At 70.2% G+C, this 23,519-nt stretch carries 18 protein-coding genes; 5 read left to right on the top strand and 13 right to left on the bottom strand.

The annotated features are described in order from the left end of the window. Window positions 1-237 precede the first annotated feature (237 nt). Window positions 238-2,166 carry a molecular chaperone DnaK gene (dnaK, locus tag WG209_RS11410; RefSeq protein ID WP_337175167.1) on the bottom strand — a complete coding sequence of 643 codons (1,929 nt, stop codon included), beginning with the start codon at window positions 2,164-2,166 and terminating at the stop codon, window positions 238-240. 198 nt (window positions 2,167-2,364) lie between these two features. Then, window positions 2,365-2,643 carry a hypothetical protein gene (locus WG209_RS11405; protein ID WP_337175166.1) on the bottom strand — a complete coding sequence of 93 codons (279 nt, stop codon included), beginning with the start codon at window positions 2,641-2,643 and terminating at the stop codon, window positions 2,365-2,367. 302 nt (window positions 2,644-2,945) lie between these two features. Between WG209_RS11405 and pheA the strand changes: the two genes are divergently transcribed. Together pheA and WG209_RS11395 are read left to right on the top strand one after the other, a co-directional pair. Next, window positions 2,946-4,118: a prephenate dehydratase gene (pheA, locus tag WG209_RS11400; RefSeq protein WP_337175165.1), complete on the top strand. Its 1,173-nt coding sequence runs from the start codon at window positions 2,946-2,948 to the stop codon at window positions 4,116-4,118. A gap of 91 nt (window positions 4,119-4,209) precedes the next feature. Beyond that, window positions 4,210-5,094 (top strand): aminotransferase class IV, encoded by an 885-nt coding sequence (locus tag WG209_RS11395; RefSeq protein ID WP_337175164.1) that lies wholly within the window; start codon window positions 4,210-4,212, stop codon window positions 5,092-5,094. 346 nt (window positions 5,095-5,440) lie between these two features. On the opposite strand, the gene WG209_RS11390 is transcribed toward WG209_RS11395, so the two are convergent. From WG209_RS11390 to WG209_RS11340, 11 genes are all read right to left on the bottom strand, one after another. Further along, entirely contained in the window at window positions 5,441-5,737 is a 297-nt protein-coding gene (locus tag WG209_RS11390) for a hypothetical protein (protein WP_337175163.1), read from the bottom strand. 34 nt (window positions 5,738-5,771) lie between these two features. Beyond that, window positions 5,772-6,860, bottom strand: a complete 1,089-nt coding sequence (locus WG209_RS11385; protein ID WP_337175162.1) for an ABC transporter permease — start codon at window positions 6,858-6,860, stop codon at window positions 5,772-5,774. 199 nt (window positions 6,861-7,059) lie between these two features. Beyond that, entirely contained in the window at window positions 7,060-8,673 is a 1,614-nt protein-coding gene (locus WG209_RS11380) for a DUF1080 domain-containing protein (RefSeq protein WP_337175161.1), read from the bottom strand. A gap of 151 nt (window positions 8,674-8,824) precedes the next feature. Beyond that, window positions 8,825-9,838 (bottom strand): ABC transporter ATP-binding protein, encoded by a 1,014-nt coding sequence (locus WG209_RS11375; RefSeq protein WP_337175160.1) that lies wholly within the window; start codon window positions 9,836-9,838, stop codon window positions 8,825-8,827. Beyond that, window positions 9,835-11,124 carry a glucose-1-phosphate adenylyltransferase gene (locus WG209_RS11370; RefSeq protein WP_337175159.1) on the bottom strand — a complete coding sequence of 430 codons (1,290 nt, stop codon included), beginning with the start codon at window positions 11,122-11,124 and terminating at the stop codon, window positions 9,835-9,837. The genes WG209_RS11375 and WG209_RS11370 overlap by 4 nt, the downstream gene beginning before the upstream one ends. A 186-nt stretch (window positions 11,125-11,310) precedes the next feature. Then, window positions 11,311-11,634, bottom strand: coding sequence for a DUF6793 family protein (locus WG209_RS11365; RefSeq protein WP_337175158.1), 324 nt, complete (start codon window positions 11,632-11,634; stop codon window positions 11,311-11,313). Window positions 11,635-11,851: 217 nt separating this feature from the next. Beyond that, entirely contained in the window at window positions 11,852-13,429 is a 1,578-nt protein-coding gene (locus WG209_RS11360) for a TIGR04222 domain-containing membrane protein (protein ID WP_337175157.1), read from the bottom strand. 42 nt (window positions 13,430-13,471) lie between these two features. Continuing rightward, window positions 13,472-14,656, bottom strand: a complete 1,185-nt coding sequence (hflC, locus tag WG209_RS11355) for a protease modulator HflC (RefSeq protein ID WP_337175156.1) — start codon at window positions 14,654-14,656, stop codon at window positions 13,472-13,474. Then, the gene (hflK, locus tag WG209_RS11350) at window positions 14,653-15,735 is read right to left on the bottom strand and encodes an FtsH protease activity modulator HflK (RefSeq protein WP_337175155.1); all 1,083 of its coding nucleotides are present in this window, start codon (window positions 15,733-15,735) and stop codon (window positions 14,653-14,655) included. The genes hflC and hflK overlap by 4 nt, the downstream gene beginning before the upstream one ends. Window positions 15,736-16,036: 301 nt before the next feature. Then, on the bottom strand, window positions 16,037-16,513 hold the full coding sequence (locus WG209_RS11345) for a type II toxin-antitoxin system antitoxin SocA domain-containing protein (RefSeq protein WP_337175154.1): 477 nt from the start codon (window positions 16,511-16,513) through the stop codon (window positions 16,037-16,039). Window positions 16,514-16,623: 110 nt separating this feature from the next. Next, window positions 16,624-19,338: a hypothetical protein gene (locus WG209_RS11340; protein ID WP_337175153.1), complete on the bottom strand. Its 2,715-nt coding sequence runs from the start codon at window positions 19,336-19,338 to the stop codon at window positions 16,624-16,626. Between the two features lie 212 nt (window positions 19,339-19,550). Here WG209_RS11340 and WG209_RS11335 point away from each other — a divergent pair, with 212 nt between their 5' ends. From WG209_RS11335 to WG209_RS11325, 3 genes are all read left to right on the top strand, one after another. Further along, window positions 19,551-19,979, top strand: a complete 429-nt coding sequence (locus WG209_RS11335) for a hypothetical protein (RefSeq protein ID WP_337175152.1) — start codon at window positions 19,551-19,553, stop codon at window positions 19,977-19,979. Between the two features lie 120 nt (window positions 19,980-20,099). After that, a complete protein-coding gene (locus WG209_RS11330; RefSeq protein ID WP_337175151.1) occupies window positions 20,100-21,602 on the top strand; it encodes a hypothetical protein in 1,503 nt (500 codons plus the stop codon). Window positions 21,603-21,964: 362 nt separating this feature from the next. Further along, window positions 21,965-23,518 carry a DUF1570 domain-containing protein gene (locus tag WG209_RS11325; protein ID WP_337175150.1) on the top strand — a complete coding sequence of 518 codons (1,554 nt, stop codon included), beginning with the start codon at window positions 21,965-21,967 and terminating at the stop codon, window positions 23,516-23,518. Window position 23,519: the final 1 nt, after the last annotated feature.

The following is a 23,519-nucleotide window of genomic DNA, read 5'->3' as shown; positions in this document are numbered from 1 at the left end:
GAGCCTGGGCCGTGCAGGCGGGACGCCCACACCACAATGGATGGAAGGCCTTCATCGGGTTGCGACGGCGTTCGCCCCTTCATCCGGCCTTCGGCCGCCTCCTCCCGCGAGGAGAGAAGGGTTGCCTGTCGTCGGCCGACGCCGATTCTCGTCGAGCCGCGTCCGCGATGCGACGGCCGGGACGAGGCTCGCGATTGGTCGCGGCCTCGTCCCGCCGGTGATTCGTCCGACGAAGGCTTACTTGCCCTCCTCGAACTCCACGTCGATGACGTCGTCGGGCTTGGCTCCGCCGGCGTCCGAGGACTCCGACGCGCCCCCGGCGGCGCCGCCGGCGGCGGCGCCCGCGCCGGGGCCGGAGCTGGCGGCGGCGTAGAGGTGCTCGGACATGGCCTGGGCGGCCTTGGAGAGGTCGTCGACGGCGCGGTTGATCTCCGCGGCGTCCTCCCCCTTCTTGGCCTCGTTCACGCGGTCGACGGCCGCCTGGAGGGCGGTGCGGTCGCCCTCGCCCAGCTTGTCCTTGTTCTCCTCCAGCAGCTTCTCGATCTGGTAGACCCGCTGCTCGGCGGCGTTGCGGGCCTCGGCCAGCTCGCGACGGCGCTTGTCCTCGGCGGCGTGCGACTCCGCGTCGCGGTTCATCCGCTCGATCTCCTCCTTGGAGAGGCCGCCGGACGACTCGATGCGGATCGTGTGCTCCTTGCCGGTCGCCTTGTCGCGGGCCGTGACGTTGAGCAGGCCGTTGGCGTCGATGTTGAACGTCACCTCGATCTGCGGCGTCCCCATCCGCGCCGGCGGGATGCCCTCGAGGTTGAACTCGCCGAGGGCCCGGTTGTCCTGGGCCATCGGGCGCTCGCCCTGGAAGACCTTGATCGTCACGGCCGACTGGTTGTCCTCGGCGGTGGTGAAGGTCTCCTTCTTCTCGGTCGGGATCGTGGTGTTGCGGGGGACCAGGACGGTCATGACGCCCCCCTTGGTCTCCAGGCCCAGCGACAGCGGCGTGACGTCGAGGAGCAGGACCTCCTTGACCTCGCCGGTGAGGACGGCCCCCTGGATGGCCGCGCCGACGGCGACGACCTCGTCCGGGTTGACCCCCTTGTGCGGATCCTTGCCGAAGATCCCCTTGACGATCTCCTGGACGCGCGGCATCCGCGTGGAGCCGCCGACCATGACGACCTCGTCGATGTCCGAGGGCTTCAGCTTGGCGTCTTCCATCGCCTTGAGGACCGGGCCGCGGCAGCGCTCGAAGAGCTTGTCGGTCAGCTTCTCGAACTGGGCGCGGGTGATGGTCATCGTCAGGTGCTTGGGGCCCGACGCGTCGGCCGTGATGAAGGGCAGGTTGATGTCGGCCTGGGCCTGGAACGAGAGGTCCTTCTTGGCCTTCTCGGCCGCCTCCTTGAGGCGCTGGAGCGCCATCTGGTCCTTCCGCAGGTCGATCGACTGCTCCTTCTTGAACTCGTCGGCGATGTGGTTGATCAGGGCCTCGTCCCAGTCGTCGCCGCCGAGGTGCGTGTCGCCGTTGGTGGCGAGGACCTCGAAGACGCCGTCGGCCACGTCGAGGATCGAGATGTCGAACGTGCCGCCGCCGAGGTCGAAGACGGCGATCTTCTCGTTCTTCTTCTTGTCGAGCCCGTACGCCAGCGCGGCGGCCGTCGGCTCGTTGATGATCCGCGCGACCTCAAGCCCGGCGACCTGGCCGGCGTCCTTGGTGGCCTGCCGCTGGCTGTCGTTGAAGTACGCCGGGACCGTGATGACGGCCTTGCGCACCTTGTGGCCGAGGTAGCTCTCGGCGGCCTCGCGCAGCTTGCGCAGGATCAGGGCCGAGATCTCGGGCGGGGTGTAGTCCTTGTTGTTGGCGTGGACCTTCACGAAGTCGGACGCGCCCCCGACGACCTTGTAGGGGACCATCTTCTCCTCGGAGCCGACCTCCTCGTGACGGCGGCCCATGAACCGCTTGATCGAGTAGACCGTGCCCCCCGGGTTCGTGATCGCCTGGCGCTTGGCCGGGTCGCCGACCAGCACCTCCCCCTTCGACGTGAACGCGACCACCGAGGGGGTCAGGCGGCTCCCCTCCTGGTTGGGGATGACCGTGACGTCGCCCCCTTCCATGACCGACACCACGCTGTTCGTCGTCCCGAGGTCGATCCCGATGATCTTTTCGCCTTCCGCCACGTCCGATCTCCTTCCTTCCACGTTGAGGGGGACGAGGAACCCGCGCGTCACATCTCCGCGCGAGGCGACCGGACAAGGGACGACTCTCGCGCCCGCATCCGACTCGCCGGCCCAGGGCCGTGTCTGTCATCAATCTTCGCCCGGACTCAACCGATGACTTCCCCTAATTCGCAAGCATCGTGCCACACTCCTCCAAAGTCAACGAGCGGCACCCAAACCCTTTCGATAAAACATTTTGCGGATTTTGTACGCCATCAATCCGCCATCCTGGCCTTCCAACAAGGCTGCCGATATGACAGGGCGGCGAAACATCGATCCCGAAGGCTGCCATTTTGACAAAGCCAAGGGGGATGTCCCGAGTTGGAGGCTGGACAATCCATGCCTTTTGGCCTCGGAGCATTCCGCGCCGTCAAAAAAGATGATCGGCTTGCCCGCCGGTACTTCCCCGGCCATGGTGATCAGGGCGATCGCGGCCATGAACTTCCTGGCCCATCAAGGTTTAGTGGCGCATACCTTCTCCATCGCCATGCAGGCGGAAGCGATAGCCATAACTAATGGATCATGGCCCGGTGAAAAAGCATAGAGGCCACCGCGACGCCGACACGGCCGAGGGGGCCGGGCCGCTCGTCCCGGACGACCCAGCCGGCACGAAGCGATCCGACCCGGCGAATCCCGACCCGCGTGCCGGGGAATGTCCTTGACACGCCGTCCGCGCTCCTTTAATACCTTACCCTTGTGAAAGTTGCGTCCACGGGGTCCGCTTTACTCCGAGAGTGCCGATGGCCCGCAAGTCCTCATCGCCGGCCCAATCCTCGTCGAAATCCAACGGGGGCGCGGCCCAGCCATCGGAGTCCAAAAAAGGGCCGACCCTGGCGAGCCTGCGGACCGAGATCGACCGCATCGACAAAGAGCTGGTCTCCCTCCTGAATCGTCGCGCCGAGATCGCCGTCCAGATCGGCCAGGTCAAGAGCAAGAACGGGCTGGAGGTCTTCTCGGCGGCCCGTGAGGAAGAGGTCCTGGCGAAGGTCCTGGGCGCCAGCCGTGGGCCACTGCCCGAGGACACGCTCCGTCATATCTTCCGCGAACTGATGAGCGGTACCCGGGCGCTCCAGCGCACCCTACGCGTGGCTTACCTCGGGCCGAAGTACAGCTATAGCCACCTGGCGTCGGTGGCCAAGTTCGGCGAGGCGGTCGAGCACGTCCCGCTAGGGTCGATCGCGGCGGTCTTCGAGGAGCTGAACCGTCGGCACGTCCAGTTCGGCATCGTCCCGCTGGAGAACTCCACCGACGGGCGGATCGCCGACACCCTGGACATGTTCACCAAGCTGCCGAACATCAAGATCCGGGCCGAGGTCCGCCTGCGCATCCACCACTGCCTGCTCGGTCGTTGCGAATGGAGCCAGGTGCGCCGGGTCTATTCCAAGAGTCAGGCGCTATCGCAGTGCCGGAACTGGCTGGGGAAGAACCTGCCGCAGGCGGCGAAGATCGAGGTCGTCTCCACGACGGCCGCCGCCGAGCTGGCCCAGCGCGAGGAGTTCGCCGCGGCCGTGGCGAGCAAGCCGGCCGGGCAGGAGTACAAGCTGGACCTCCTGGCGGAGAACATCGAGGACCGCGTCGACAACGTGACGCGCTTCGCCGTCATCGCCGAGACGGCCGAGGCCCGCACCGGCCGCGACAAGACGACGCTGATGGCCCGCATCCCCAACGACCCCGGCTCGCTCGCCAAGATGATCGCCCCGCTGGACAAGACGGGGGTCAACATGACGTGGATCGAGTCGTTCCCGATGCCCGGCCCGCCGTCGGACAGGAATCCCTCCTACCTGTTCTTCCTCGACGTCGAGGGCCATGCCGAGGATCCGGAGGTCCAGAAGGCGATCGAGGCCGTCCGCAAGCGCTGCGAGCGGCTCGACGTCCTGGGCTCCTACCCGCGCAGCGAGATCGTCGAAAGCTGACCGGCCCGGCCGGCGTTGTCGAGACCTCCCCGGCCCGAGTATCCTGTCGCGGGTGGACCGACCCGGCGGCATTGCGAAAGGATCGAGCGGGATGGGCGACCTGGCTTGCGTGAACGGCGAAATGATGGCCCCCGAACGGGCCACCGTCCCGATCTACGATCGCGGCTTCCTCTTCGGAGACTCCGTCTACGAGGTCTGCAGGATCTACGCCGGCCGCTGCTGGCTGGAGGCCCAGCACCTGGAACGGCTGAGGCGCAGCCTCAAGGAGCTGGAGTTCCCGCCGTACGACGTCGACCGCCTCGTCGCGCGGATCTACCGGACGATCCGCGAGGCCGGCGTCGACGAGGGCCTGGTCTACGTCCAGGTGACGCGCGGCGTCGCCCCCCGGACCCACGCCTTCCCGAACCCGCCGGTCGAGCCGACCGAGGTTATCATCGTCCGGCCGTTCGACGACGGCCCCTCGGCGGCCCTCCGCGAGACCGGCGTCCCCGTCGTCTCCCGCCCCGACATCCGCTGGAAGCGCTGCGACATCAAGACCACGAACCTCCTCGGCAACGTGCTGGCCAACGAGTCGGCGCATCGCGAGGGGGCGTACGAGGCCGTGTTGATCGACTCCCTGGGCTACGTCACCGAGGCGACCCACACGTCGGTCCTCTGGGCGCGCGAAGGCCGGGTCGAGGCCACGCCCGAGGGGCCCGAAATCCTCATCGGCATGACTCGCCACCTGGCCGAGCGGCTGGCCCGTCGGGTCGGCCTCCCGTTCGTCGAGACCCGCGTCACGCTCCCCGCCTTGCTGGGGGCCGACGAGGCGTTCCTGGTCGGCACCTCCACCGAGGTCATGCCCATCGCGACGATCGACGGCCAGCCCATCGGCGACGGCAAGCCGGGGCCGATCACCCGGCGGCTCCAGGAGGCGTACCGCGACGAGCTGCGCGACTGGCTCGCCGCCCCCTCCCCCGCCCCGGCGCGCGCCTGATGGCGACGACCGAGCCGCCGCCGTTCGACCCCGACGACCCCTTCTCGGTCCACTTCCACCGCGAGCCGCTCGGGCCCGTCGGCGTCTCGCTCCTCGTGCTGGGCGTCGACCCGACGGACGCCGAGGCCGCGTCGGTCTGGGAGGCGAGCGTCGCGTGGCTCCGCGACGAGGGGCGAACGGTCGATCTGACCCTCGCGGCCGTCGACCGAACCGCCCCTCGCCTCGGCGAGGCGATCCAACGGGCGGCCGACGCGACGCCCCACCCCGTCGTCGCCATCGCCGCGACGGCCGAGCCGCCGAGCCGGAGCGCCTGGGAGGCGCTGCTGAAGTCGCTCGACGGCGCGGATCACGCCTGGACGCGACGGCCGGCCGGGCCGCTCCTCGCGGCGTGGCGATGGGCCGCGCGGGCGGCGCGTCGGGTCGTCTTCGGCGTCCCGCTCATGGACGTCCACGCGCCGCTCAGCCTGCACCGCTCCGAGAAACTGCGGGCGATCCCCCTGCAATCGGGGTCGTCGTTCGTGGACGTGGAGTTGCCGGCGAAGGCGACGTTCCTCGGCCACGTCCTCGACGAGACGGCCCTCCCGCAGGTCGTTCGGCCGACCTGGAATCGGGGCCGGCTCCGCGACATGCGGCTGGTCTTCAAGGCCCCGACTTTCCGACGCGGCCCCGCGGCCGGCTCAGGTCCACTTGAACCACCGCAGGGCGAGCCAGAAGGTGACGGCGGCCCAGGCGAGGAGGATCGCCAGCGCCCGCAAGATCCCCTCGTGCCCGAGCCCGGCCCCCTCCAGCAGGATCAGCCGCAGGCCGGCGACGAGCTGCGTCAGCGGCAGGGCCTGGATGACCGGCTGGACGACGGCCGGGAAGCGGTCGGACGAGAAGAAGACGCCGGAGAGCAGCCACATCGGCATCATCACCAGGTTCATGAGCCCGCTGACGGTCTCCGCGGTGGCGGCGCGGCAGGCGATCAGCAGTCCGATCCCGGCGAACGCCAGGGCGCCCACGACGTCCAGTAGCACCACCAGCCAGAGCGAGCCCCGGATCGGCATGCTGAACAGGAAGACGCCGACCGCCAGTTGCACCACCAGGTCCGGGATCAGGAACGTCAGCCGCGCGGCCAGGATCGACCCCAGGAAGTCGCGCCGGGGCATCGGCGTGGCGGCGTAGCACTTCAGCAGCTTGCCGATCCGCAGGTTCACCAGCAGGAACCCCACCCCCCACAGGCCCCCCCCCATCGCGTTCAGGCCGATCAGGCCGGGGATCAGGAAGTCGATATAGCGCGATCCGGGCTCCGTGACCAGCACGTCCCGCGTGGCCACCGGGTCGGCCCTCCCCGCGGCGCGCTGGACCACGTCGTCGACCGCCGCGCGGGCGGCGGCGGATTCGGGCCGGGTCGGGTCGTAGCGATAGGCGACCGCCCCCCCCCGCCCCGGCTCGACCACCAGCGGCGTCTTGCCGGTCCGCAGGCGGTTCATGGCCTCGGCCTCCGAACGGACGTCAAGCGCGATCGGCGGGGCCGAGCCGGCGGGCGTCGACGGGTCGGCGAGCCTGGCGTTGTGGGCGTCGACCGCCTTCCGCAGGGCTTCCACCGCGGGGCCGTCGATCACCTCGACGACGACCGTCGCGGGGGGGCGGCTCTGGAAGGCGTAGCCGAGGACGACGGCCAGCAGCGTCGGGAAGCCGTAGACCCAGAAGATGCGCGCGGGCTGGCGGAGGAACTCGCGCAGGCGGCCGAGATAGAGCTGGACGAACGGCGAATGCTGGAACATGTGGGATCCTGGGCTCGGTCGACCAACCCGTCGCGAGCGGGGCGATCGCGAAGCTTCGTCGATGAAGGCCGGACCGATCATGCCCCCGAAAGCCCCGCTCGTCTACTCGAACTGCGGGGACGCGCCCCGTCGGCACTCTTGGGCCGGGCGTTTACCCCGCGGTGCCCTGCGTCGGCTGAGGATCCGAGGCGAGCCCGCGCTACGACTTCGCCGTGATCCTGACGTTCCGGAATTCGACCCTCCCCTGCCAGGATTGGAGGCCGATGAACCCCTCGGCCCGCTGGATGCCGGGGTTCCTGCGCGCCTGCTCGCGGAATTCCCGCAGGTCCGCGTCGACCACCAGGCCCCCGTTCAGATGCACGGCGACCTTTGAGCCGACCGCGACGATCCGGATCTGGTTCCATTCGCCCGCCGGCTTCGTGAATCCGGGGGCGGCGGGGGCGGCGGCGTAGATCGCGCCGCAGCGGGATTGCGCCGGGGCGTCTCGGTAGGCGGGCGCAGCGTCGTCGAGGAGCTGGATCTCGATGGCATCGTTCGAGGGCACGTCGCGCCTCGGGCAGCGGATGTAGATCCCCGAGTTCGCTCCGGGGGACATGCGGAATTCGAGCTGAAGTTCGAAGTCGCCGTAGGTCTCCCGGCTGCAAAGCCAGTCCCTGGAACGGCCCTCCGTGACCAGGACGCCTCGCTCGACCCGCCAGTTGCCCCGATCGGGCCCCAGTTGGTCCCAGCCGGCCAGATCGCGCCCGTTGAAGAGGTCCGTGGGCCGCCCCGCGGCCGCGATCTCGAGCGTCTGGTAGGCGTCCATGATGCCGAGCCTCTCTTTCTGCTCCCGCATCAGGCCGTAGAGCTGACCGTAAAGATCGCCGGCGCCGCCGGCCTGCTCGGCCCCGGCGAACATGAGGCGGTACTTCCTCATGAACGCCAGTAGCTGGCCCACGGTCTGGGCCCTGTGTTCGTGGGTGTCCTTGATCATCTCCACGGCGAAATCGGCGGTGGAGGCGTCAAAGATCGCGGACGCCTCCACCAGGCTCTTGACGAAGGCGACCCCCTCCGCGCGGAGCCCGCGACCGGTGGGCAGGTCCTTCACCTTGGCCCCCAGGGCGGCGAGCGCGTCGTCGAGCGGGCCGATCGCCTCGTGATCCAGACTACCCGCGAGGCACCGCTCGACGACCTTCGCGTAGGCCTGCTCGTAGGCCCGCCGCTCGTCGGCGAGGGCGGCCCCGGAGAGCGCGAACGGCCATTTCTTCACGTCGAGGCGGCCGAGGGAGACCAGGCACGACTTCACCTGGGACATGCCCGGCTTGGTCGGCCTCCTCGGGATGAACTGGAAGGCGAGCGCCGTGAGCGTGATCCCCTCGGGGAGGGGGACCTCGGAGCTGTTCCACGAGGACAGCGACGAGGGCCCCGAGAGGTCGAGCAGCAGGGCGTTCAGCGCCTTGCCGCTCTCGATGTCGTCAGGCGTCGGACTCGTCCGGTAGCGGCGTTCGTCCTCCGCCAGCGCCCGCTCGCGCTGCTCCTTGCGTAGGCTCTGCAACTCCCGATCCTTCGCGATCGCCTCGGCCCGCGCCGTCCTGTAGGCACCGAGCATCGACTCGTTGAAGGCGATCCACTTCCTCTCGTTCTCCTCGTCGATGGCTCTCGCCCGCGCCGCCGAGATGTTGTACCAGGCCATGCCCTTCAGGAATTGCCCCTCGCCCCGTAGTCGATCCCCCTCGACGGTCGATCCAGGGAAAACGACGTCCTGCTGGGCGGAGGCTCGGCCGTCCCCCAGGAATACGCCGGCCGTGAGGACGAATGCGGCGAGCCTACGCATTGGTTCCGCTCCTCCGAAGGAGGGCCAGGGATGTCTCGATGAGGACGAGATTGTACGAAATTCGACAGGCTTCGCGGCGTGGGTTCCGGTCCACCCTCGCATTTTGTCGGACGGACTCGCCGCGAGCCCGGGCTGCCTCGGAGGCGGGTCGTCAACGGCGGGCGGCCTTGCGCCGCCGTCGCCCCCGGCCGCCGTTCTCGCGGTCGGGCTCCTGATCGTCGCGGAGGTGCCGGCCGGTCAGCGCGACGAAGACGTCCTCCAGGCCGACGTGCCGCGTGGTCAGCCTGGCCAGGGGCCGGCCGAGGCCCTCCAGCGCGTCGAGCAGCGCCGGCAGGGCGCGGTGGGGCTCGCCGACGGTCAGCGAGTAGCCGTCGGCCTCGACGCGGGCGGCGAGGACCGAGTCGACGGCGGCGAGGGCGGCCGGGTCGAGCGGGCCCTCCTCCACCAGCGCGAACTCGACGACGTGCTCCCCCCCCAGCCGCGCGATCAGGTCGGCCGGCGATCCCAGCGCGATGATCTTGCCCCGGTCGATCACGGCGACGCGGTCGCACAGCCGCTCGGCCTCGTCCATGTAGTGCGTCGTCAGCAGCACCGTGCGCCCGCGCGATTTCAGGTCGAGCACGACGTCCCAGAGCTGCCGGCGCGACTGGGGGTCGAGGCCCGTCGTCGGCTCGTCGAGGAACAGGATCTCGGGGTCGCCGATCAGCCCGACGGCCACGGCCACGCGCTGCTGCTGGCCGCCGGAGAGCTGTTCGAACAGGGCGTCGGCCTTGGACTCCAGCGCGACGCGGGCGATGGCCTCCTCGACGGCCAGGCCGCGGGGATAGAAGCTGCGGAAGACGGTCAGGATCTCGCGGACCGTCTCCTTCTCGGGGAAGCGGGTCTCCTGGAGGGTCACGCCGATCCGCTCGCGGATGGCGAGCGGGTCGCTGTCCCAGGAGCGGCCGAGGACCTCGACCTCCCCCGAGGTGGGGCGGTTGAGGCCCTCCAGGATCTCCACCGTGGTCGTCTTGCCGGCGCCGTTGGGGCCGAGGAGGCCGAAGCACTCCCCGCGGCGGATGTCCAGGTCGACGCCGTCGACGGCGACCACGCGCGCGTCCCGCCCCGGATATTCCTTCCGGAGCGAGCGCACGCGGATGGCCGGCCCGTTCGCGTCGGGCGTCAAATGACCGTCCCTTCGCGCAGGATCGTCTGCTTGGGGATCACCACGACCCCGTCGCGGATGACGTGGGTGGGGGCGTCATTCTCGGGCTCGACCACGCCCGCCTCGTTGAGGATCCGGACCCCCTTGCCGATCCGGGCGCTCTTGTCGACGATCGCCCGCTGGATCACCGAGCCGGCGCCGACGCCGAGGTTGGGGAGCCCCTCGATCTGGTTGCGGGCGTGGTCGTCCGCCTGCTCGTACCAGTCGGCGCCCATCAGGTACGAGTCGCGGATGGTGACGTTCTCGCCGATGATCGAGCGGACGCCGATCACCGAGTTCTCGATCACCGAGCCGCGGCCGATGACGCAGCCGTCGCAGATGAGGCTGTTGCGGATCGTGGCGCCCTTGATGTGCGAGCAGGGCAGGTATCGGGGCCGCGTGAAGATCGGCCGCTCGCCCTCGGTGAAGTCGAACTGGGGGTTGTCCCGCGTCAGGTCGATGTTCGCCTGGTGGAACGCCCCGACGGTCCCGATGTCCTCCCAATAGCCGTCGAAGAGGTGGGCCTGCACCCGGTCGCTGGCGATGGTCTGGGGGAGCAGCTCGTGGCCGAAGTCGGTCGCCGTGCTGTTGCCGAGCAGGTCGACGAGGACCTTGGTGTTGAAGACGTAGATGCCCATGCTGGCCAGGTAGGGCCGGCCCTCGGCCTTCAGCCCCAGCTTCTCCATCCAGGCCGGCTCGGTCCGGACCCGGTTGAGCTTCTCCTGGGTCTTGGGCTTCTCCTCGAAGTCAATCACGCGGCCGTCGGCCTGGATCCGCATGATCCCGCAGGACCGGGCCTCGGCCTCGGCGACCGGCAGGGCGGCGATGGTCACGGCCGCCTTGTTGTCCTGGTGGGTCTTGATCATGTCCTGGAGGTTCATCCGGTACAGCTGGTCGCCGGAGAGGATCACGACGAGGTCGTAGTCCTTCTCGGTGAAGTACGGGATGTTCCTGCGGACGGCGTCGGCGGTCCCCTGGTACCAGGTCTCGCTCTGCATCGTCTGCTGCGCGGCCAGGATCTCGACGAAGCCCCCCTCGAACGGGTCGAACTTGTAGGTGTTGTAGATGTGGCGGTGGAGGCTGACGGAGTTGAACTGGGTGACGACGAAGATGCGGTGCAGACCGGAATGGATGCAGTTCGACACCGGGATGTCGATGAGCCGATACTTGCCGGCGATGGGCACCGCGGGCTTGCTCCGCGACTTGGTCAGGGGATAGAGGCGCGTCCCCCTACCGCCCCCCAAGATCAACGAGATGACCCGAGGCATGAGACCCCTCCTTCAGGGCGTGGCAAGCCGTCGACGGCGGCGATCGCCGCGGACGCGGCTCGTGGCTTGTTGATGGTTCCGAGACCCGTCGCCGCCGGCGTACCGCACTTCGCGCGCCGAGGGCCGTCGACGGCGACGACCTCGCGCGTCCGGCCGGGGGCCGACCCCCCGATGGTCCATCCGCGCTCACCAGCCGAGCGACATGTTCGACTCGACCACCTTCCGCGACTGCTCCAGGTCGGCGCCGGTCTTCTGCATGTACAGCCGGACCGCGTGCAGCTTGTCCCCGGCCGCGTTCGCCAGGCACTCGCGCGCCGTCGAGCAGGGATCCACGTCCGACTTGATCCCCAGCATGGTCTTCGAGATGACCCAGGCGTCCCGCGGGCGCTGGCTCACCCGGATGATCTCCTCGGACGGGTAGTTCGTCTGGGCGAACGCCCGGGCGGCGGCCTCGTCGCCGGCGCACGCAATCATGATATGAGACGTCGTCTCGACCTCGAAGAGAGGCATGATCGACCCCCTTGTCGCACGGAGGAATTGTGAAGGGCGCGGCGACCGGGAGCGGGGCCGGGCCCACCGTCGACGGCCTGTCGGCATTCAGGTCGACGGCCTGTCGGCATCTATAGGGATCCTACCCCCCCCGGCGCGCCCGGTCAAAGGGGGTGGCCCTCCATCCGATGCCGTCCGGACGCGTCGGCGACGCCTGGGACGACCCTTCCGGCGGCCGTCAGCCGCCACACCCGCCACACCCGCCGCACCCGCCGCACCCGCCTCCTCCACAGCCGCCCCCGCCGTCTCCGCCCCCACCTCCCCCGCCGCAGTGGGCCCCGCAGCCGCCGCCCGGGGCGTGCGGGCTGGGGAAGCAGGAGCGGACTTCGTCGAAGGGCGCCGTCGACGGCAGGGCCGTCACCCCCTGCATCGCGAACGCCAGGGCGATTGCCGAGGGGTAGGCGACCCTGTCGTCGCGGGGGGCCTCGGATGGCAGCCCGGCCGCGACCTTGTCGCCGAGGCTGGTCCGCCAGGGACGGGCCAGCAGGTGCGCCACGGCGGCGAGGGCCAGGAAGGCGGTCGCGACCTGCAGGTGCAATACCGGCTTGTCCCGATCCCAGCCCAACTGGATGCGCCACACCCCAAGCGCGATCACGACTCCGAGCATCAAGGCCGGCAGGAGCCGTACCTGGAGCGCCCCGAAGCGAGGGATGACCCAGCCGGCCTTCACGAGCGCGGCCTCCGCCCGATCGGCCCGCGGCGACCGAGCGACCGCCTCGCGGATCTTGGAGAGCTTTACCGGGCCGCCCCGCGCGGCGTCCAGGATGATCGCCTCGATCGAGTCGATCCGGCCGCCGGGCCGATCGGGGTTCAGCTCGATCCGGCGCGGCGCGCCGGGCAGGACCCGGATCGCGCCCCTGGCCGCCAGTTTCACCAGGGCGACATTCGTCAGCGAGTTCCGCGAGGCCCCGTTGATGAGCAGGGAGACCTCGTAGGGGTCGAGCTTGCCGGCCTTGGCGAGGGGCTTCTCCGGGTCGTCCAGATCCGGGTCGTAACCGCTCCGGACGACGACCCGATCCTGGAGCATGATCCGCAGGACGGCGGAACCGATTAGCGTCGGGATCAGCAGCAACAGGTAGAAGAAGAGGAACTGCCCCCCCGTCATCATCGACAGGTCGCCCACGCCGCCGGGACCGACGCAGCCGCCGATCCCGGCCGCCAACGCGACGGCGGCGACGATCGCGATCGCGACCCGTCGCGGGACGGCGAGCCTCCCGCCGATCGACCGGGCGCGCGACCCCGCGGCGCGGAATAGTCGCCGCAAGTGATAATCCGGGCGCGGGACGAACCAGTGGGTCGCCGCGTTGGCCCGGACGAATTTCAGGTCGCGGCCGAAGCGGTCCTCGGGGGCGGGCCAGACGTCGGCCGGCGGGGGCTCGCCGAGGAGGCGCGTATAGGACTGGAGCGTCTTGGCGTACCAGTCGTGATACTTGGCCGACTCCGACGCCCCGCCGCGCGTCGGGCCGTGGTGGAGCGGGGCCCGGAGCACCTGGCCGCAAAACTCGTCCCAGTAGCTCCGGGTGTAGATCAGGTGCAGGTGCCAGGCCTGATCGACGGCGTCCGACGGCGTGACCGGGTGGCCGGCCGCCATGGCCAGGAACGCGAACCGCTTGTACTCCTCGACCACGCGACGGGCGTGGTCGAGGGTCCAGCGGTTCTCCCGCGCCAGCCTGCGCGTGAACGTCAGGGGCGATTCGGCGTCGTCCGGCTCGAAGTCTTTCAGCCGGCGCCAGAGGGCTTCAGGTTCGGGATTCATGATCGATTCCTGATGAGATGCCCCCCGGCGTCGGCCGGGGGGTTACCGTCCGGGCTCGGCGGCCGTCACCGTCGCGGGGTCGGGCTTCCGCGACGCGGGCGGGTCGAGCGACTTGATCATGCGTAGCAACTCGCCGTCGGTGGTCAGGATGAGGCGGGTGTCCGTCTTGAAGGCCTCCTTGTAGGCGTCCAGCGTGCGGCTGAACTGGTAGAAATCGCCGGCCTCGTTGATCGCCTTGGCGTAATCCTCGATGACGTCGGCGTCGACCCGGCCGCGGAGGATGCTGGCCTCCTGCTTCCCCTCGCCCTCGATCTTCTCGACCTCGGCGTTGGTCCTGTTGATGATCTCCTGCCTGCGCTGCTCGCCCTCGGCGATGGTCTTGGCGGCGATGGCCTCCATCAGCGAGATGGCTCGGTCGAAGGCCGCCTCGCGGACCTGGGGGACGAACTCGATGCGGGAGATGCCGACGTCGACCAGCTCGATGCCGCGGCCCTGGGAGGCGCGCGAGCGCCCCTCGGCCTCGGCCTCGCCCTCCCCCTCGGCCTGGCCCTCGCCGCCGCCGTCGGCCGCCAGGGCGCGCTGCGCGGACTGCTTGATCTGCTCCATGATCTTCAGGCGGCCCAGGGCGACGGGCTCGCGGGCCTCGGGGGGGACGAGGAAGTCGGGGACGTCGGGGGCGCCGGCGTCGGGGTCGCCGGCCTTCGCCGGGTCGGCGGGCGCGGCCTGGGCGTCGAGCGCCGCGGCGGCGACGACCTCGGGCGGCAGGCCCAGGGTGTACGTCATCTTGCGGTCGGTGCTGCGGATGATCTCCGCGAGGTTGTGGGTCGTGATGGTGTCTCGGGCCGTGCTGCGGACGAACTCCTTCACGCGGCTCTCGCCGTTGTCCAGCGTCCTCAGGGTGCGGACGAACGTCGCGGGGTCGGTGATCCGCCAGACGGCCCAGAGCGTGACCTCGATCTTCTTGCCGTCGGCCGTCGGCACGTCGACGAGCTTGGCCGAGTCCGCCCCGTGCCAGATCTGAAGCGTCTTCGGCAGCCGGACCACTTCCTGGACGAACGGCGCCTTGAAGTAGAGCCCCGGCTTCGTCTGGCTGGCGACCGGCTCGCCGAACTGAAGCAGGACGGCCAGCTCGCGCTCGCTGACGATGTAGCAGACGCTCCGGACCAGCGGCACGGAGAGGACCAGGGCCAGCCCGAGCAGGGCGGCGAGGCGTTGGCGGGGCGTCACTTGGCGTCCTCCCCGACGGCGGTCGGATTCGAGGTGGTGTTCGTCGTCGGGGCGAGGTTCAGCAGCGGCAGGACGCCGCTCAGGTCGGCGTCGATGATGGTCTTGTCCTTGACCGTCTCGAACAGCGACTGCATCGCCTCCAGGTAGAGCCGCTGGCGGGTCACTTCCGGGGCGCTCTGGTAGGCGTGATAGCGGGCGAGGAGGGCCTCGATCTCGCCGCTGGCCTCGGCCCGGGTCCGCGAGGCGTAGCCCTCGGCGTCGCGGATCAGCTTGTCGCGGTTGGCGCGGGCGGCGGGGATGAGCTTGTTCCGCGTGGCCTCGGCCTCGTTCTCCAGCTTCTGCTTCTGCTGGACCGAGGCGTTCACCTTGTCGAACGACGGCTTGACCCGGTCCGGCGGGATGACCTGCTGCATCTGGAGGGCCGTCACCGTGACCCCGCAGTCGTACGCGTCCAGCATGCGCTGGGTGTCCTCGCGGGCCTGCTGGGCGATGTCGCCGCGCTTCGGCCCGATCATCTCGTCGAACGAGTAGTCGCCGACCAGGCGGTTCATCACGGTCCGCGCGACGTAGGTCAACAGCTCGCGCGCCGCGCGGTCGTCACCCTCGCCGGGGAAGCGGAAGAGGTAGCTGGAAGGCTCGCTCACGCGCCACTGGACGGTCCACTCCACCGACGCCGTGTTGAGGTCGCCGGTCAGCATCAGCGTCTCGTCGTCGTCCGGGTTGGCCGCGGTCCTGGCGATCGTGGTCGACGACCCGATCCCCGGCCATCCCTGCGCGGCCTGCAACGGCGGCCCATACGGCAGCGAGAGCCCGTGCTCCTCGATGCTTACCTTCATGACGCGGTCGACGATGGGCAGCTTGAAATGGAGCCCCGGCGCGGTGGTCGCCTGGTACGCGCCGAACCTCAACACCACGGCCTGCTCGTGCGGCTCGACGGTGTAGCTGAAATCCGAGATCAGGAACAGCGCGAACAGGCCGGCCAGGACCCAGGGGATGATCGGGACATAACGCCGCCAGGCGTCCGACGGCGGCCCTCCTCGCCGTCTCCTCGCGAATTCGTCGAACGAAAACGATTCCATGCTCGCCCTCTCCTTGAAGCCTCGACCCCTCGGCCGGCCGAAATATGTTCGCCCGACCGGCGCGAATCTTGTCGCGATCGAAGACTCCAAGGATAGAGGTTCGGCGCGCGCCGACCAACCCCTACCATCCGGACGGAGGCGGGGCGGGCGCGGCGCGCGGGCCGCCCTGGGCGAATATACGCCTCCCCCTCCCGCCGGAGGGGGGGCGAAGCGGGCCAACGCCATCTTCATCGTGGCCCGGCCGCGGCCGAGCCTCGGCCGCGCCGGCGAGGGCCATGGAGCGGCGGGCTCGGGGATTGAGTCAGACCCCGACGGCGTCTCGGTCGAGCTGGCGGAGCTGGACCTCGCGCATGAGGGGCTCCGAGATCAGGCCCTCCCAGCGGCAGTCCACGCACTCGGGCGCGCCTTCGCGCGCGGCGATCCAGGCGTCGTCGCGACGGGTCATCGCCTCCAGCGCCCGGGCGTCCAACGCCCCCAGCTCGTCGAGCAGCTCCTTCAGGAACCGTTCCATCTCGGGGGGCAGGTCCGGCCGATGGACCGGCTCGTCGATGTTCCGCCAGCCATACTTCTCGAAGCGGTTATAGACCGACCTCAGCGCCGGCCCGTGCGACCACGCCTCGAACCGCCCCAGGAACAACGGCCGGCCGTGGAGCGCCAGGTGTCGCGCCTGGGCGAAGTACAGCAGCTTCTGGAGCTTCGGCAGGCTCAGGTACGAGCCCGACTCGTGGCTGTCCCACACGATGAAATTGGTGACTTCCTGCACGCAGGAGCGGCCCATGGCGACGCCTCCTTGTAGAAGTGAGGGGGGAGGAGCCTCGGTCCCTCCAGCTTACCATGAATCGCTCCCGCGCGATATTCCTTTCGGATATTTCAGGAACCGTCGACGAATTATTTAGGCGCGGCGATGGTGATCCGGCGCGGGGCCGGGCCGTCCAGGGGGAGCACCCAGCTCCCGGGACGGCGGGCGATCGGGGCCGGGTCGGCGGTCGCGGCGGGGTCCTCGGGGACGTTGTGGACCACCATCAGCGACGGACCCGACCGCCACGGCGTGACCGTGAGGACGGCCTCGCCCGGCGCGTCGGACTCGACCCGCACGCTACCCGGCGCCGTGACCCACAGGCCCGACGACCGCAGCGCGCGGAACTGATACGGGCGGGAGTCGGTACCGGCGAGCAGCCGGAGGGCCCCCGGCTGCAACGTGCCGGGGTTGATGTCGGCCGGATTCCGCACCTGCTCCCGCAGGGTGAACGAGTCGGGCAGGAGGCCCTGGTGGGGATGGCCCATCGGGTAGACCTGGAGGATCCCCGACGCCGCGATCCCGTCGGCGAGCCGGCTCCACGGGCCTTCGGGGTCGTGCCGGTCCAGCTCGATCAGGGCATCGGCGTAGACCAGCCCGCACCACTGCACGGGCAGCCCGATCCAGTTGGGCGCGACCCAGTTCGTCGAACCCAGGACCGGGATCGTCGCGTATGGTCCCACCGCGCCGGGGCCCGTCTCGTCGGTCGGGTTCACGAGGTAGACGAACGGGACGCCGGTCCACGCCCAGTATCGCGCGACCTCCAGGAACGAGGCGTCCCCCGTCAGCTCGTACCCGAGCGTGAAGGCGCGGACCAGGTAGGCCGAGCCCAGGACGTCGGGCGTGTGCAGCGCGATCTCCCAGGTCTGAGCCCCGCGCGGGACGCCGTCGCGGAAGCGGTCGCGGAGGATGGCGAGCAGCCGCAGCCCTTCGTCCACCGCGGCGCGGTCGCCCGAGTACGCGGCCTTCCGCAGCATGGCGTCGACCGGCTGGGCGGCGTAGCCGCTGGCCTCGTCGCTGAAATGTGTCCGGCCGTAGTCGAGCGTGGCCCCCCTGCGATTGCGATAGCGGCGCGTGCCGTCGGGCTCGAACATCCTCCGCGAGTCGGCCGCGTCCTCGACCGCCCGTTCGAGGCTCCTCAGCACGACGTCCCCCGCCCCGCCGTCGCCCCAGACCAGCGGCGCGACCGGGTAGGTATTGTGGCCGACCGCCGCGCGGAGCAGCAGCCGCTCGGGGACCGCGGCCCCCGCCTCGGCCGACGCCCCCCTCAGCCTCGCCGCCAACTCCGCGTCGTCGGTCAGCCCCGCGAGCTGGTCCATCATCCAGGCGGCGTCGGCCGCGAGGTTGGGCGAGAAGCTGCCGCCCCCGACCGCGTGGCGATACCGCGCCCCCTCGCGGATGGGCGAGTCCAGCCAGCCGGCCGCGGCCAGCTTGACGTATTCCTTGAGGCCGGGCGTCTCCGGGATCGGCGGCAACCCCTTCAGCTCGACGTACTTCTGGACCGCCGGGATGACGCTGGTCCCCTCGCCGGCGATCAGCATGCCCGTCGCCTTCAACGGCGCGCCGGGCCGGATCTCGGTCGGCGTCTCGGGGACCAGCGAGCCCTCGTTGCGGTCGTCGCCGTTCGCGCCCGGGGCGATCAGGCCCATCAGGTGGCCGGAGCTTCCCAGCGTGCGGTCGGGCGAATCGAACATCGCCGCGACCTGCGGGGAACGGTCCCAGATCACGCCCAGGTACTTGCCGCGGGCCTGGACGGCCATCAGCGGGAACGTGAGCTTGTACGCCGACGGTACCTTGCGGAGCGCGTCGCGCTCGCCGAGGTCGGCCGTGGAGCTGCTGGGCTCGTCGTCCAGGTATTCGACGCCCGCCAGGATCGCCTGGCCCTTCACGGCCCCGAACGGCGGCTGGCCGTGCCCCGGCAGGACCGCCAGGAGTGGGACGTGATAAATCGCGCGCGGGGCGTCGACCGAGCATTCGGCCTCGAACGCGATCACGCCGGGCGAATGCGGCGCGAACTTCTGGGTGAGCCGCCACGTCGCCCCATCCTCGTCGCGGAACTCCAGCGCTGTCCAGAGCCGCCCCCCCTCGCCGCCGCTCTCCACGCGACCGGCCGGCGCCGGGTCGATCCACTTCACGACCGGCTTGCCGTCGACGACCGCGCGGTAGGCGATCGCCGGGCGGTCGAGCCCGACGGCGAAGGTCCGGCCGTCGATCTCCAGCGCGAACCCGCCGAAGCTGGCGGGGTCTTGCCGGAGCGCGAGCGAGCCGGAACGTATTTCGGGCGAGCCGGCCGGAGGATTCGGGACGCCCGGCGGGGCGAAGTTGGCCGCGATGTTGGGCCGCGAGTCGAACCGGATGGACTGGATGACGCACGTCCCGGAGGTCCCCGGGGGGTCGACGCGGAACGTCGTGCCGGGCCCCAGCGCCGGCAATCGCACGCTCACGTCGCGCCATTCGCCCGCCCGGACCGGAGCCCGCGCCGATCGCCCCTCGTCGGGAGCCTCCCCCGCCTTCATGTGGAAGAGTTGCAGCATCCCCGGCTGGTCCGACTTCACGCGGACGGTCGCCGTCAGCTCGACCCCTTCGGGCAGGTCGACCGTGGGCCCCCGGAAATAGGGGTCGGGCCCCGTGATGGTCACGCGGACCCCCTCGGGCGTCGCCTCCAGAGGCCCCACGTCATGGAGCGGAGCAAGGAACCGCGGCCCCCCCGCCCCCCGCAGGTCGATCGCCCCGACCGGCTCCTGCCCGGGCGCCGACGCGCCCCATCCGATGGCCATCGTGACGATCAGCGCGAGCTTCAATCTCATGGCGGGACTCCTGGGGGAGCAGGACCGGCGGTGCCATCCCATGGCGCGAGCGCCAGTCTAGACCGCCCCACGGACCGAATCCAGCCGCCGGCGTCGCCGAGGCGGGCGAACCACTGGCCGCGGAGGAGTGTCGGGTACAAGAATGGCATCGGGTGTCGGATCCGCTCGGATCGATAGCCTGGCGTGAGAACCGCCATCGCGAGGAAGGCCCCATGGCGTGGTGGCGAAGCGACCGGCCCAGCCCGCGCAAACGAGAGAAGGCCCGCGCCCTCCTCGCCGAAGCCCGCCCGGAAGAGGCGCTTGCTCTCCTCGCGGGAAGCGCGTACGGGGCGGGATATGACTCCGACTACTTCGAGCTGCTCGGCCTGGCCTTGCTGGGGTGCGGACAGCACGAGAACGCCGGTCGTTTCCTCTTCCTCAGCGGACGACGCCTCCCCGAATACAGGGCCCCGATCGAGCGGTTCCTTTCACGCCACCATGACCCGAACAACTTCAGGCAGTTGCATTCGCAACTCCCGATGCGCGTGCGGACCATGTGGAAGCTCGACCGCTTCCCCGAGGCGGTGCGCGACGAATTGAAGGCCCTCGGCTTCCCGGACGACATTCAACGCTACTTCCAAAGGCGGAAAAGCGGCGATTGAGCACGCCCGGCCGATAGGGCGTCCGATTCGAGATCGACCGGCACGCCAACCGGAAGGAAATGACGCCTCGCCGCGACCGCCCTGGTGATTCGAGACCGGCATCGAACTAAAATGTTCGCCATGACGCGAAGACTCGACTTCATCCTGGGGACCTCCGCCGTGCTCGTCGCCGGGCTGCTCTGCGGCCTGTATTCCGGCGACCTCCCGATGGGAGTGGAAGGCGAATGGACGTGGCCTCGCGTGCGGGGCCGCCAGTCGATCACCAGCCTGCTGATCGCGGCCGTGGGCGTCGCGGCTTACGTCGCCTACGCGACGCTCGGGTATTGGAGGTTCGGGCGGTCGACCCCCGGTCGGCGGGGCGAGGTCGGGTGGGTCGCGGGCCTGGCGTGCGCCGGCGTCGCGGTCCAGGTCTTCATCCAGGCCGGCGCCCCGGACGGCTACGGCCTGACGAAGTGGGGGACGGTCCACTGCTACCCCGATTGCACCGGCTATTACGAGGTCGCGGCGATCGAGGCGCGGGCGAATCCTCGGGCGTTCCTGGCCGACTATTCTCGTTGGATCAAGACCCAGGGGGTGACGCATCCCGGCACCCACCCGCCGGGCCTGGTCGCGGGCTTCTCCGGGCTGCTCGCCCTGGTGGACGCCTTTCCGACCGTCGCCAAAGCCCTCAACGCCGCGATGCCCCCGTCGACAATCAAGGGCTTCGACGACCTGGCGGCCCGCGGCGGGATGGCGGTCCCCCCGGCCGACCGGGCGGCGATCTACCTGACGAGCCTGATCACGCTGCTCGCCTGCGCCGGGACCATCGTCCCGCTTTATCTGCTGGCGCGGGAGTCGGCGACGCCGCGCGCCGCCTGGGCCTCGGCGATGTTCTGGCCGCTGGCGCCGGCGCTGATCCTCTTTCAGCCGCTCCCGGACACCATGTTCCCGTTCCTCTCGGCGACGGCCCTCGCGTTGACCGCGTGGTCGTCGCGTCGGCTCGCGGACCCCATCGCCCGTGGCCGGAGAGGGTGGGTCCTGGCGACCGCCTCCGGGGCGGCGCTGGGGATCGGCATGATGTTCACGCTCGCGTTCCTGCCCGTCGGCCTGATCGCGGCGCTGGTCGCCCTGTCGACCCGTCCCGCGACCTGGTCGCTCCGGCTTCGGATGATTGTCGCCATCGGGGTCGGCTTCCTCGGCCTGGCGGGCATGTTCTGGCTGGCGACGGGAGCCGAGCCGATGACGATCTGGTGGTGGAACCTCCAACACAACAGCCAGTTCTACCACGGTGCCGGGCGCTCATACTCGACCTGGGTGATGGTCAACCTGATCGAGACGGCCGTGGCGGCGGGGCTGCCGGCGGTCGTCTGGGGTGCCCTCGCCCTGCTCGCCGCCCCTCGCGGCGTCCCCCGAGCGTTCTGGTGCGCTCTGATAGTCATGGCGCTCGTCAACTTGAGCGGCCGGACGATGGGCGAAGTCGCCCGGCTCTGGATGCTGTTCCTGCCCCCCCTCTTCACCGCCGTGGGCGTCGGCGTCACGAGAATGAAAGCCGGCACCCAGGCGATCCTCGTCACCCTGGCCCTGGTCGGCCTCCAGACCGTGGGCCTCCAGGCCATGATCCAGCTCGTCTACCCGCTCTTCTGAGGGGCGACTTTCCGCTCGGATTCCTCGCGCCCTCGAAACTCGGGTCGGATTGTCGAAATTCCTGAAATCCGGGAGGCTGTCCCGCGGATCATCCCGTTGGACCCTGCGGAATTCCGCGACCAGACGACCCGGGAGCCGAGATGAGCGAAGCCGAATCCGAGAAGCGAGAGCCGACGACCCCGCGGATCGGATCGAGCCGAGTTCGCCCGGGGGCCGCTCGCGCGCCCCGCCCCCGCCCCGCCTTTCGGTCGGAGCGGCCCGTCCGCGCGCGATGGACCGGCGTCACGCCGCTCGAAGACTCGTTCGAAATCGACGAACGAAGCCAACTTGCCGGCCTCGAAACTCCGCGTAATGCATTACCCATGAATCGCTTACGCGAAACCACGCGCGAACCGGCCGCGCGCGAACGAAGCCAAAGGAAGCCAACCGCGATCGGGCCGTTCACGCGGTCGGTCGTCGCCCTGTTCGCGGCCGTCCTGGCGGTCGTCGCGACGGCCCGCGCCGACCTCATCTACTTCCGCGAGGGGGGCCGGATCCAGATCCCGGCGACGACGGAAGGGTCGTCGATCGTGGTCCGCCTGGGGGGCGAGCGGTACGAGTTTGCCCCGGAGGACGTGGAGAAACGCGTCCCCGGCTACGTCCCGACCGAGGAATGGCCCGCCCGGAAGGCCGCCGCGGCGGGCTCGGTGGGTCGACGGTTCGCCGCCGCCTGGTGGGCGCTGGAGAATGGGCTGGTCGACGAGGCCGCCGAGGAGTTGCGCGCCATCGACGCCGTCGACCCGAACCACCAGCCCACTCGGAGGATGGTCGCGGTCCTGGACGACCTGGATGTTCCGCGCGAGGATCCCGACGTCGAGCCGTTCCGCCGGGCGCTCGGGGTCTCGATGGCGATCGCGCGCGGCCCCCAAGTCGTGCTGCTCCACCAGCATTCGGACGAGGAGGCCGCCGAACGTCTGGAGTTCGCCGGCCGGATCGTCACCGCCTATCATCTCCTCTTCGCGGGCTCCGGCGTGCCGCTGGCCACTCCCCGGCGACGGCTCATCCTGACGTGGTTCGCCGATCGCGCGGACTATCGCGCCTTCCTCATGGCCAACGACGCCCAGGCGTTCGCCCCCACTCGCGGCTACTTCCACCCCACCTGGAACGCCGTCGTCATGTACGACGCCCGCTCCGACGACAGTCACCGCGCCCAACTCGAGGCGCTCGCGAAGCGTCGCGAGGAGATCAGGATGCTTCGCGAGGGGCTCGACGGCCTGCCGGCGTCGGGCCGGATGCGCGTGGCGGTCACGGGGCGGCGGGCCCAGGCCGTCGGGAAGTCGGACGGCCTGACGTTGGCGGATCGGCTGGGGCGCGACATCCGCCGGGGCGAACTCCTCGCGGAAGCCGGTCGCCTCGCCTATGACGAGGGGATCACCGCCCACGAGATGGTCCACCTGCTCGCCGCCGACAGCGGCCTGATCCCGCGCCACGACGCCTTCCCGCTCTGGCTCCAGGAGGGGCTTGCGATGCAGTTCGAGGTCGTCCGAGGCGGCCGATGGGCCGGGATCGGTCGCCCCCACGACATCCGCCTGCCGGACTGGCGGCGCATCCAGCCCTCCCCCCGCCTGGAACCGCTGCTGCGCGACCGGGGCTTCGGCCGGGGCTACAGCCGCGACCCCTACGTCGAGGCCTGGGCCCTGGTCCATTTCCTCCGCGCCCGCCACGGCGACGGCTTCATCAAGTACCTCGACCTCCTCCGCGCCCCCCGCGTCGACGGCGAAATCCCGGACAGCCTGGACACCTTTCGCCGCGCCTTCGGCGACGACCTGGACCGTCTCGAAGTCGAATGGCTCGAATACCTTGCGACGACCCAGACGCCCCTGGAGCGTCACGACCCCCGACCCCGAACGCCTTCGGAAACGCGATCCCGGGACTGAG

Source organism: Paludisphaera sp. (assembly GCF_037189885.1).
Lineage (GTDB): Bacteria > Planctomycetota > Planctomycetia > Isosphaerales > Isosphaeraceae > Paludisphaera.
This window is presented reverse-complemented; position numbering and strand designations above follow the sequence as displayed.